Annotated in this window: 10 protein-coding genes and 1 pseudogene; 4 read left to right on the forward strand and 7 right to left on the reverse strand. The window is 49.2% G+C overall.

Translation table 11 applies throughout. The features are described from left to right. The first annotated feature begins 252 nt into the window (after window positions 1-252). Entirely contained in the window at window positions 253-882 is a 630-nt protein-coding gene (locus QT998_RS10560) for a hypothetical protein (RefSeq protein ID WP_333114516.1), read from the forward strand. Here the strand turns inward: QT998_RS10560 and QT998_RS10565 are convergent. Then, entirely contained in the window at window positions 812-2,194 is a 1,383-nt protein-coding gene (locus tag QT998_RS10565; RefSeq protein WP_333114519.1) for a UDP-N-acetylmuramoyl-tripeptide--D-alanyl-D-alanine ligase, read from the reverse strand. The two genes, QT998_RS10560 and QT998_RS10565, sit on opposite strands and share 71 nt — an antisense overlap. 1,051 nt (window positions 2,195-3,245) lie before the next feature. Between QT998_RS10565 and QT998_RS10570 the strand changes: the two genes are divergently transcribed. Together QT998_RS10570 and QT998_RS10575 are read left to right on the forward strand one after the other, a co-directional pair. After that, on the forward strand, window positions 3,246-4,529 hold the full coding sequence (locus tag QT998_RS10570) for a hypothetical protein (protein ID WP_333089493.1): 1,284 nt from the start codon (window positions 3,246-3,248) through the stop codon (window positions 4,527-4,529). Between the two features lie 279 nt (window positions 4,530-4,808). Continuing rightward, window positions 4,809-5,144: an RNA recognition motif domain-containing protein gene (locus QT998_RS10575; protein ID WP_333089492.1), complete on the forward strand. Its 336-nt coding sequence runs from the start codon at window positions 4,809-4,811 to the stop codon at window positions 5,142-5,144. Between the two features lie 356 nt (window positions 5,145-5,500). Here the strand turns inward: QT998_RS10575 and clpS are convergent, their stop codons facing one another. Continuing rightward, on the reverse strand, window positions 5,501-5,782 hold the full coding sequence (gene clpS, locus QT998_RS10580; RefSeq protein WP_333089491.1) for an ATP-dependent Clp protease adapter ClpS: 282 nt from the start codon (window positions 5,780-5,782) through the stop codon (window positions 5,501-5,503). Window positions 5,783-6,074: 292 nt separating this feature from the next. On the opposite strand from clpS, the gene QT998_RS10585 reads away from it, so the two are divergent. Then, window positions 6,075-6,653 carry a DUF3172 domain-containing protein gene (locus QT998_RS10585; protein ID WP_333089487.1) on the forward strand — a complete coding sequence of 193 codons (579 nt, stop codon included), beginning with the start codon at window positions 6,075-6,077 and terminating at the stop codon, window positions 6,651-6,653. Window positions 6,654-6,846: 193 nt separating this feature from the next. Here QT998_RS10585 and QT998_RS10590 read toward each other — a convergent pair whose 3' ends face one another. From QT998_RS10590 to QT998_RS27465, 5 genes and pseudogenes are all read right to left on the reverse strand, one after another. After that, window positions 6,847-7,002, reverse strand: a complete 156-nt coding sequence (locus QT998_RS10590) for a hypothetical protein (protein ID WP_333114522.1) — start codon at window positions 7,000-7,002, stop codon at window positions 6,847-6,849. Further along, entirely contained in the window at window positions 6,968-7,729 is a 762-nt protein-coding gene (locus QT998_RS10595) for an AMIN domain-containing protein (protein WP_333089483.1), read from the reverse strand. Before QT998_RS10595 ends, QT998_RS10590 begins: the two co-directional genes overlap by 35 nt. Before the next feature lie 817 nt (window positions 7,730-8,546). Further along, window positions 8,547-10,367, reverse strand: a complete 1,821-nt coding sequence (locus QT998_RS27455; protein WP_442921961.1) for a calcium-binding protein — start codon at window positions 10,365-10,367, stop codon at window positions 8,547-8,549. Continuing rightward, entirely contained in the window at window positions 10,274-11,029 is a 756-nt protein-coding gene (locus tag QT998_RS27460; protein ID WP_442921962.1) for a pentapeptide repeat-containing protein, read from the reverse strand. The genes QT998_RS27455 and QT998_RS27460 overlap by 94 nt, the downstream gene beginning before the upstream one ends. A 106-nt stretch (window positions 11,030-11,135) precedes the next feature. Then, window positions 11,136-11,360: pseudogene (locus QT998_RS27465) on the reverse strand (hypothetical protein); the annotation flags it as partial. Window positions 11,361-11,485: the final 125 nt, after the last annotated feature.

Genomic DNA, 11,485 nt, shown 5'->3' on the forward strand with positions numbered 1-11,485 from the left:
GATCGTACTCGGAAAATGATATCATATCGAGGACTTCACTCCCAGCGAGTTTATTAGACCTCTTGCATAATGATTGTGGAACAGGCAGGATGCCTGTTAAAAACTGTCTTTTTGGCAGATGTCTATTGAGGGCTTGAGTCCTGAGTACGAACTTAATGCGCTACAAGTAGCTGTAAGGTGTGCAATTCGCACCCGGAGGATAGAGTTGGCGCGTAAGTCCTAAATTTTATTTCATGAGATAGCGAGGTTGAGTTGACTCAAATGAATCCCGATCGCACTGCTGGTACAATTGCGATCGACGTTTGCGCTCAATCAAACGGGCAGTATCTTTGTCAGATTTCGTCATCTCTGAGCGATCGCCCTGATGATACCATGAATTTTTACGGACAAACGAAAGAACACGCGATCGCGATCGCCCTGGAACATTTAGCCGACGAGTATCGCGAGAAAGCCGAAGAATCTCAGAATATAGATTCGCTTGCCGTGGAAAATTCAGATTCTGGAGAACCAATTAATAAATATTATCATGTGATTGTACACTACGAAGAAATTTCGGAAGCCGAATCTAAGTTTGAGGCAGTACACAATACAATGATAGGAAATACGATAGTTGAGAATGCCAGAATTGCAGCCATTGAGATTGCTCCAAATATCGAAATCGAACCGACGCAAGCGATCGGGATATTGAACCATCGGGACTTAGGTGCAGATGGGCATCTTACCCTACGCATCAGCGATCGAAACGTGAGTTTGAGGCGACGATCGACTAGAATCGCTCGCATAATTTCAAATCCCCAAAATTTCTTTTCTATTACTCCCCCGCAAATTCCGCGCGAAACTTCTCCACAACTCGATTCAATCCCACCGAATGAGAAGCCTTAAATAAAATCCGATCGCCCTTTTCAACAAATCCCAACAACTGCTTTGCTAAATCCTCCCGCCCATTTTGCGCCGTAATATCTCCAACATCCACAAAAGGCAAACCAGCCGCACCCGCAGCCATCGCCGCCGCTTCCTCAAAATCCGCAAACACAAACAAAGCATCAAGCTTCAACTCTTGCGCCGCTTTTCCCACTTGTCGGTGAAATTCTATCGCCCTGTCGCCCAATTCCTTCATCGTACCCAACACCGCAATCCGGCGCTTTCCCGGAGTATCCGCTAACAACCTCAAAGCCGCTAACATCGACTCCAAACCAGCATTGTAAGTCTCGTCAAGAATCACAATATCATCGGGTAAATCGTAGCGGCGCGCCCTTCCATCCGGTAACTGCACAGACAAACCTTGCTTTAAAACTTCCCAATCAATATCTAACACTTTTGCTACAGCCAAAGCAGCCAAATAATTTACGGCATTGTGCCGTCCAGCTAGCGGCAGCGGCAGTTGCATACCTTCTACAGAAATGGTATCATTACCTAGCAATTCCCCGCACAATTCCCCGCCTTCTAAACCGTAGGTTAAAGTTTTTCCCTGCCAAAAAAGCGCCGCAGTTGGGATTAATCTGTCAGAATCGTGATTGAGAATAGCAATGCTATCAGCAGGCATTTCGGCTAACAGTTCGCACTTAGCGATTGCGATCGCCTCTTCCGAACCCAATCGCCCGATATGCGCCGTTCCAGTGTTAGTAATTACCGCCACAGTAGGACGCGCAATTTGCGATAGCAGGGCAATTTCGCCCCGCCCGCGCATTCCCATTTCAATTACAGCATAATTGTGTGACGGCGAAAGCTCCAATAGCGTTTTTGGGACTCCAATTTCATTGTTGTAGTTATATTGAGTTTTAAGAACATTTCCCCTGGTTGACAAAACCGCTGCAATTAATTCTTTAACAGTAGTTTTACCTACAGAACCAGTAACAGCAACTATAGGTATACTGAACTGGTCGCGCCACCAACGGGCGATCGCCTGGTAAGCTTTTAAAGTATCGTCAACGCGCAACAGCGGAAAATTAGCAATTTCTTCTTGCCAATCGCGATCGACCACCGCCGCAATCGCCCCCAAATCCCGGGCCTTAGCCACAAATTTATGCCCGTCAAAATTGTCTCCCCGCAGCGCCAAAAATACTTCGCCACCCTCAAGAGTGCGCGTATCCGTGGCAATACCTGTCCCTACAACTGTCAAAATGTCCTCAGACACGGCAGGTAAAGGTACATTTAAAATTTCAGCAAGTCGGGCGATACTTACGCGACAGACCATAACCAGCACTCACATTTAAAATAATTATTTTCACAGCTAATCCTACCTCGCTTGACCTCAAATTCAACTCAAACCAGCTTCAATCAAAGAATTCAACCGATCTAGTCCCTGATCTCAACCCTAGCAGTTATCAGTCATTTCCAATTTTTTAATGCAACATCTCTAATGCCCCAATCGAAAATGGTAAGCTGTACTGCCTTTAAATTGTATATTTCGACGATCGATCAAAAATCTTCTCCCCTCTCTCTTTACCCGAGCGCGAAGTCGAAGGATTCCTCTCCCCCTCTTCCCCTCAATCACCATAGACAATCTAGATAAACCTTATTACAGAGGGCGGCCGATTAGGATTGATATCTACGGTCGATCGACCGCAATAAGTAAATAACGTGTGGATGTAAGTCCGCAACAAGCTGGACTTGCATTCCACACCTATCCGTCGGGAATATCTCTTTTTTGTAAAAAGCATTTTTTTATTGAGCGTGCGAGCGTCCCCGCTAGCGAGTAGATCCTCGCTAGCGGGGACGCTCGCACTATAGTTAAATGCCAAACACCAGATGCTCCCGATCCGTTTTTATTCTGGTAATCTACCGGATACGATCTGACAGTAAAAATTCTCATACTAAATCCTCCGCTTACCCATAAATTCACTCGAACCAACCCACATTTTTACGGAGCATCTCGCGTTTGCCAAAAGTATTGTTTTCACGCCACGCCGTCCCGCCTCGCTTGCAGATATATCCGCCGTGGGAAATATTAAGCTCGCACTATAAATACAAAACTGAGATGCTCCCGCATTTTTACCAACACTTTACAAAAAATATGGTGATTTTAGGCCTTGCTGATTGTCAACAATTCATGTAATGCTGGTGTTGGTAAATAGTTTAATTAAGCAAAGAACATCGATCGACTGTCTGTGCTGACCGCTTTCGCCCCTCGCGCCCCGTCCGAGGAAAAGCTCGGTTGGCTCAATTGTGGTGCTCGACTCTGCCAAAATTCATCTGTGCCCAGGGCGCTGCAAGCTCGTATCAAATCCTCGGAGGGTTAATCCACGGTGAACGACTACAACAGACAAAGCCACGAAGAAGAAAAACAGTTACTTTACAACCACTTGCTGGAGTTGGTACAAGTAGAGCAGCCGGCCGAACTCATCAGCCGCTTTCGTACTTTGTTTATCCACGGTATCGGATATCCCGATCGCGCCGTCGTCGAAGCACTCGAAAAAATAGCAGCCTCAAAATACGCCCAACAAGAATTTAAGTACATCCTCAACCGCTGCTGCCATATTCCGATCAATCGCTGGCAAACATACCCCAGCAAGCAAGCAGCCATCCCCGAATTGATCGCTGTGTTTGAGGAAGCCCCCAGAATATTAACTAAATACAGTCGATCGCGGGTTTCTCACTCGATTCCCCAATTAGTACATCAATTTACCCAAAGCGAACAGTACCTAACCCTCAAACGCTTAGCCCAAGTCATCACCCACAACAACGAAGACAGCAGCAACACCAAAACCCCCGCCACCCTAGCCTTGGGAACCTTAATTCCCCGGTACCCTTACCTCTACAAACACTGCCTCCTCAGCGACGACAGCACCTACGAACAGCAGAAAATCATTAAAACCATCCAAGCCCAAAAGCAGCAGAAATTTGAAATCGACCTCTCGCAATACGTCGCTCACCAAGTGAGAAAAGCCCAAGTAGCGCGCCGTCATACCTCACTTTCCTTCGGCAGAGATATACAAACTATAAAAAACCCTACCTTGTTGAGCGACCCGGAACTGTTCTTTGCCCTCAAGCAATTTGTCGGAAAAGTAGAAGGAGCTGATACATACAGACAGCTAGCGGGTCGCTTCAAGGCGAACGCCAGCACAAACCAGACCTACGGCTCCTTTAAAGACGACTTGTACGAATACCTGATTTCTTCTGTGGCGGACGATCGCTACGGCCAACGCCAATTTAACGAAAAACTGTATAAGCAACTACAAAATACCTTTCCCCACAACGACGATCGCCAGTTCAACGAATTTTTAATGATCAGAACTTGCAGCCAATTATTGAACTTTTTAGTAGTAGAGAGTCCTGCGCGGCCCAACCACTTTGTTTTCATCGACCTGATCTCAAACCTCGGGCCCACCCAAACCACAGGTTTGCTGCTGAAAATCGTGCTAATTTGTGGCAAAATCAAGCCCTATCTAGAAAAGCGGTTGGCAATTTTGTTCGGCCACTACGAATTTTGTACGCGAGAAGGGCTAGTGTGGCTAGTCAAAGCTCTAGAAAACCTGAATCTAGCTTTGAGTACCAATTTTGGGAAAGTGGACGTATCTTTCCTGCAGTAGGAGGCCCGACAACTTTCTGTCCGGGCGACTGACCCAACATCAGGGCGAGAAACCCGTCTTCTAAATCCCTAAAAACTTTACGTTTAATTATCAAGACCTAATTAACTGCTGAAAGCTATTCAAAAGAAGCTATTCTGTGTTAAAATCCCAAGTGTATCAGATTCGGTTGCAGGCTTTGTTCATTGCTACAGAATTGTCTAAAAACTTGCCCTTCTGTATCGGCAGGGAACTCTCCGAAACTGAACTCTTTGCACTGTCTAATTTTTGGAGTTATTCCTCATGTCGATATACGTCGGTAACTTATCCTACCAAGTTACCCAAGAAGACATCACCACCGTCTTCGCCGAATACGGAACCGTTAAGCGAGTACATCTACCTACCGACAGGGAAACCAGTCGCCCCCGCGGCTTCGGTTTTGTAGAAATGTCAACAGACGCAGAAGAAGATGCAGCGATTGCTGCTCTCGACGGAGCTGAGTGGATGGGTCGCGACCTCAAAGTCAACAAAGCTAAGCCCCGCGAAGATGAAGGCGGCCGGGGCGGCGGCAACCGGGGCGGTGGCGGCCCAGGAAAATTCTCTCGCGGCGGCGGAGGCGGAGGCGGAGGACGTTATTAATTTCCTAAGATCGAGAGTAGAGATTTGAGAATAGCAGCAGGCGATCGATCCGATCTAGGTCCGAACCACCGTCCGAACCACTTCCAGTCTGGTCGATCCCTACCCCTAATCTTCAAGTTTCCCGATCGACCGCATTAAATAGATTTCTTGCACAAATATTAGATCGAGCCGGTGAACCGCAGATTTCGAGCGGATCAACATTGATCGACGCAGATGATTCAATCTTGTCTGCAATTGAGTGCAAGAAGTGTAATATACCAAAAAGCCAGGGGCCTAACCCTTGGCTTTTTGGTATGAACGTATCGGATATGAGCCAAAAACCTGCCGGACAAAGCCCTTCAAGTGGCTCTACTGTTTTAATCGTCAGGTTCGATGCTGCTGATCAATCCGTGATTGTTGAGCGTTTCAGCATAAAACTCCGCGTGTTCGAGAGCGCAAACAATCACAAGTCCCAGCCCGTTAGTGTGGGCTTCCATCATCACATTCACAGCCTGTGGCTGAGTCATACTCGGTACCGTCGCCATCAAAGTCTGCACCACGTATTCCATTGGATTGAAATCATCATTGTGCAGCAAAACCCGGTAGCGCGGCGCAAGCTTGCGGACTGTAGAACGCTTTTCAATAATTTCGACAGACACTAATCTATACCTCCTGACTTGTAAAATGTTAAAATTTGTGAATAATCTTGAGCCGGATTCTTCCCCCGTGCAAGACTATCCCACTTTCAGCTATTTTATTGAAATCTGAAAAATCAGACAAGGCGGTACTCGCGATCGCTCGCTCGCGGCAAACCCAACACCAGACGCAGCAGGAGTGTCCCCAGCCTGTAGCCACGACCTTATTAAGGCCATAATATGACAAAAGCCCGATCGGTTAAAAATAAAAAACTACTACCTGTTGAGTCCCCAGAACAGACAGAATCTAAATAATATGAAACGCAAACCTAACTCCTACAGAGACGACGCATTCCGAGACGAAGACATCAGCTCATTGGGCGGACAGTCGCGGCGTCAACCTCAGTCCGGCAAACCTTCTTTCCTCAATTCTGCCACCATAGGGATTTTAACAGCCGTTTTTATTCTGGGAATTGGGATTGGCATCGCCTTTAGCTCCACAGCTACAATTAGCCCAGAAAACGTAGCATCGCGCGAATTTATCGATCGCAGCGCCCCGAACCCAGAACTTTGCGTGCAGTTTGGAGCCAGCGCGATGGTAACAGATATGCGCGTATACCTCACCCTCAACCCCTTTAACGTCTATATTTCGCAGCCGAGTATGCGCCCTGGATGCGTCCTCCGAACCAATAACTGGGCAATTCTCGAACAAAGAAAACTGATCGACCAAAACCAAGTGCGCGAGTGCAAAAATCGGATGAACACCTTTGGCTTCACAGGGCCCCTGGAAGGTCAACCGCAAATTAACTGTATCTATCAAAACGACGGCGCTAAAAACCTGTTCCTCAACCAACCGGGTTCGATAGCTCCAGCGGTTGAAGGTCAAAATTTCTAAATTGCCGATATAGCGGTTTTTGCTCGTCGAGTGAAGGGAAGATTTTTCTCTTCACTCGACGAGCAATTGCTTGAATCTTTGATCGATACAGAAACCGGCGAGGGTGGCAGATGCGCGGCTCGAGGCAGATTATTTTTAGAGAGTTTTTACGAGCAGTGCAAGATGTTTCTTTTTGCTTTTTCCCTCGAACTTCTTACTTTTTTACGATCGAAAACTGAACGGGGAGCAGCGACGTAAGTTGTGGTAACACCTGCGGCTGCTCCAGCCAGTAAGCCGATGCGGGAAAAGCCAGTAGCGGCTTTTCCCGCATCGGCTTACCTTTGGCGATCGCCCGGAAGCGGTTCCCCAAAGGTAAGTATCCGCTTTTGGGGTGCTTCTATTGCCGAAATTTGAGGTTTTAGACTGGGTACAGCCGCAGGTCGTACACCCGAACGTTCATTGAGGCGAACACTCACTAAAGGCACTGTTATCGGTCGGATTTGGTCATTCGTAGTTGGTATCGGTACAGAATTGGCAGGGAAATTCGGCGAAACAGGAGATTCTGGGCGATCGACCTCTGTTGCAGCAGTTGAGTTAGAATCTGTCGGCGGCTGGTTTGACGGTGCTGGTGTTGCAGTCTGGAGTTGAGTTTCGGGAGTTTTTACGAACTGAGCCGGTTCGATAGAGGGACGCAACACCCAGCGATTTTCTACCCCGATTCTTTGGAATTGAATTTGTTCGCCGTTGAAAGCTGCTCCGGGAGCCAAATTTAGGACAATTCTCGTGGTTCCGGCGCGAAGTTGAGTCACGCCTACAGAACGCACTGCGCCTTGCGAGTATAGTTGAGTTGCGTCCACTCCGATCTCTGTATTGGGCAAATCCACAGCAATTTGATTCGGGTTGAGCAGAGAATATAGGGGAGTTGTTCCCTCTGGGAGAGTAATTTCTAGCTGATTTGTGGCTGGATCGAATTGCCAACTTGTGACTGTTGAAGCATTTGCAGGTTGGAGTGTTATTTGGAGGATCGCAACTGTGGTGGCGGCGGCGCAGGCTAAATTTGCAGCGATCGACACAGAGCCTGACAGTGAGGGTATCATGTAGGTTTAAGGATAATTTTTTTAGTAAAGATATTGCGGGCGATCGAACTGTTAACGGCAAGCGCGGTTTAACGCTGAAAGTTTAGCATCAATTGGTAATTGGTAATTGGTAATTGGTAATTGGGGAATAGGAAGTTATACAAAGCAGCTTGATACTCCCCACCGATGAATCGGGGGGATTCTTGATGTATTCCACAAAGGGACTTTCAAAGGCGTTAAAAAAGCACCTCTACCCACTTAGATTGGACGAATCCAAACTTTGCGTATACTTTTAACTTTTTTCGGTTTTCGGAGTCCATCACTTATGCCGGATAGGTACGCTCAATAATTCACTGTTGCTTGTTTGGTCAGGCTACGTTCAGGCCGAGACGAACCAAAGAAAGGAGTTTCACCTTATTAAATTATTTCAACACGTAGATGGTTGTTCTTAATCGCTGTAATTAGTCTACCAGTTTGTATTAAACCGTGCCATATTTTTAGGCGACTTGCATTCGCAGCCGCGTTCCTCCCCATGTCGGTAGCCAAGGGCTTCCAGCTCGTTTTTAGGTGAAAAACTGTTTCTACAATTGTTGATGCTAAACCAACGATATTTCACGGGCAGAGCTCCCGCCGGACAAGGTAATGCCGTTTTTTTAAATAAATATTGCCTCTGATTTATATCTAGCAATATTTTTCAAACTTGGTACTCTATCATGTTCTGTCGATTACCGGAATACAAAAAGTTCGAGCGTGAGGACTTCAGTCCTCACGCTCGAACCTTAATCCGCTATTGGATTGCGGACTAAAGTTCTTACTACAAACCTTTGCGAGTTTTGTTTTATCTCGACCTAGTGACAAAATCCAGGGCAGTAATAGCATTACTAGGTCCAAAAACATTAGCCAAAACCTCCCCAGTGGCAGCAACTTGCAGGACATAACCGTTTGCCGTGGAGTTAATTCCCAAAGACTCAAAACTTAAGCCGTTGGCAAGGACAAACTTGTCGGTTCCTACTTCAAAATTAAGCACAGTATCGATGCCACTGTTGCTATTTAACACAAATCGATCGCTCCCGCTACCTCCAATTAAAGTATCCTCTCCCCCATCGCCAAACAGCCAGTCATCCCCTGCGCCTCCATTGAGAATGTCGCTATCTTTCCCTCCATGAATCGTGTCGTTACCGTCACCGCCATTAAGGGCATCTTGCCCTTCATTGCCGTAGAGAAGGTCGTCGCCACTGCCACCGTTGATGCAGTCTTGCTGACCGTTTGCACCCACCGGGCCTAGCTCGTTTTCTCCCCGATCGCCAAAAATGGTATCGTTGCCATCATCGCCGCACAAAATATCGTTGCCGTCATCGCCATAAATCAAGTCGCTGCCGGCATCTCCGTGGGCTAAATCGTCATCCTTGCCGCCCTCAATGGTATCGTTGCCAAAACCACCGCCGAGAGAATCGGAACTCTCGCCGCCGTTGAGATAGTCGTTACCATCTCCCCCAAACAACAAGTCGCGGCCGTTGACATCGGTGACTAACTGGTTTGCCGTGCCGCCGTAAAGGGAATCGTCTCCCTCGTCGCCGACAATGGTATCAGCACCGAGTTCGCCCCAAATTATGTCGTTATCTTTGCCGCCGTAAGCTAAATCGTTACCTTTGCCGGCAAAAATGCTGTCGTTACCGCTACCGCTACCAATGATGTCGTCGGTGTCGTTGCCGAAAATTAAGTCGCCTTCATCGCTAACATTTATGCTGCCTTGGGGATTGCCATAGTCGCCAACGATCGTATCAGAACCTTTATTGCCATAGAGAGTATCCGACCCGGTTTCGCCAAAAATGCGATCGCCCCCTTTTCCTCCAAATACCACATCCTGGCCGTTACCGCCTAGCAAACTATCGTCGCCCTCTTGGCCGTTGAGCCAGTCCTGGCCGTTGCCTCCAACCAGAAAATCTTGCCCCTCCGGGTCGCCGTCTAGGGAGTTTTGGACTCCGCCGAACAGAGAATCGTCTCCGCTGTCACCGTAGAGCGTGTCCTGGCCCTTGTCGCCCCAAATCAGGTCGTTTTCTTTGCCGCCGTAAACGGTGTCTGCGTCTTTGCCCCCGTAAACAGTGTCATTACCTTGAGCGCCAGCAATGGCGTCGCTGGAAGAACCGCCGAAAATCAGATCGCCGTCGTTACCAGTCAAGTTGATGTTGTTGCCGTTGTCCCCGACGATCGTATCGGAACCGCGATCGCCGTACAATGTGTCGGAATTGCGATCGCCAAATATGCGATCGTCTTGTTTGCCCCCGAACACCACATCATTTTCTTTACCGGCGTAAACGATGTCGTTGTTTCTGCCAGCAGCGATGAAGTCTTGCTGTTGGTCTCCAAAGAAGATATCGGAGCCACCTTCGCCTAAAAGCGTGTCGTTGCCCTCAAAGGAGACAAACAGTTCGTTAGTGTCGTTTCCTGTTAAATAATCGTTTCCGGGAGTCCCGAGGACTGTGTTTTCGATGTCAATGAGCGCGGAGGCGCTTGACTCGAAGTTGAGTATTGGGGAAGGCTGGGGTTGGACAAATGCGATCGGCCTCAGCAGGGGTAAGGGTTCGCAACCGCAACCGGTATCCGGTTCGGGAACTCCAGCGAAAATAGGAGTCGGAGTCGGCATCCCCGGAGTCGGCATCCCCGGAGTCGGTGCGCCCGGAGTCGGCATCCCCGGAGTCGGCATCCCCGGAGTCGGTGCGCCCGGAGTCGGCATCCCCGGAGTCGGCATCCCCGGAGTCGGTGCGCCCGGAGTCGGTGCGCCCGGAGTCGGTGCGCCCGGAGTCGGCGTCCCCGGAGTCGGCTCGCTCGGAGTCTGAGTCGGCTCGCTCGGAATCGGAGTCGGAATCGGAGTCGGAATCGGAGTCCCCGGAGTCCCCGGAGTTGGAGTCGGAGTCGGATTCGGATTCGGAGTCCCCGGAGTCCCCGGAGTCGGATTCGGAGTCCCCGGAGTCGGATTCGGATTCGGAGTCGGATTCGGATTCGGATTAGGAGTCGGAGTCCCCGGAGTCGGATTCGGATTCGGAGTCGGATTAGGATTCGGAGTCCCCGGAGTCGGATTAGGAGTCGGAGTCCCCGGAGTCGGATTCGGAGTCGGATTAGGAGTCGGAGTCCCCGGAGTCCCCGGAGTCGGATTAGGAGTCGGATTAGGAGTCGGAGTCGGAGTCCCCGGAGTCCCCGGAGTCGGAGTCCCCGGAGTCGGATTCGGATTCGGATTAGGAGTCGGAGTCCCCGGATTCGGATTAGGAGTCGGAGTCCCCGGAGTCGGAGTCCCCGGAGTCGGAGTCCCCGGAGTCCCCGGATTCGGTAGCCCCGCTAGGACGGTGGTGATGACAGTGGCCCTAGACTCGGAACCGTTGTTGTTGGTCTGTTCTGGGTCAAAAGTGGTCGATCGGCTCTTGGAGGTATTTTTGATGCTGCCCGTTTCTGGAACGACTAATGTTACCTGGCGATCGGTGTTGCTGCCGCTAGCCAAGCTGGGAATTATTGGGAAGGTGACAATCCCCGTCACTGGATCGTAAGTGCCGTCATTGGATGCCGTGACTATCTTTAAACCGGGAATGATGCTGTCTGTAATCACTACATTTTCCGCAGCATTCGGCCCATTGTTGGAGGTAGTGATAGTATATGTCACCAAACTGCCTGCCTGAGCCGATGTGAAGCCGTCCTTGACTGTAACCAGATCGGCGACTGCACCAATGGTCGTAATGACTTGTCCCCCCGGCTCACCGGGCGCTGCGATGACCGAGCCGTTGTTGT

Source organism: Microcoleus sp. S1D4 (genome assembly GCF_036700765.1).
In the GTDB taxonomy this organism is placed as follows: domain Bacteria; phylum Cyanobacteriota; class Cyanobacteriia; order Cyanobacteriales; family Microcoleaceae; genus Microcoleus.

Bases quoted from the DNA above. Each gene is read 5' to 3' on its own strand.
- QT998_RS10565 (WP_333114519.1), bottom strand. From the start codon at position 2,194: ATGGTCTGTCGCGTAAGTATCGCCCGACTTGCTGAAATTTTAAATGTA.
- QT998_RS10575 (WP_333089492.1), top strand. From the start codon at position 4,809: ATGTCGATATACGTCGGTAACTTATCCTACCAAGTTACCCAAGAAGAC.
- QT998_RS10585 (WP_333089487.1), top strand. From the start codon at position 6,075: ATGAAACGCAAACCTAACTCCTACAGAGACGACGCATTCCGAGACGAA.
- QT998_RS10595 (WP_333089483.1), bottom strand. From the start codon at position 7,729: ATGATACCCTCACTGTCAGGCTCTGTGTCGATCGCTGCAAATTTAGCC.
- QT998_RS27455 (WP_442921961.1), bottom strand. From the start codon at position 10,367: ATGCCGACTCCGGGGATGCCGACTCCGACTCCTATTTTCGCTGGAGTT.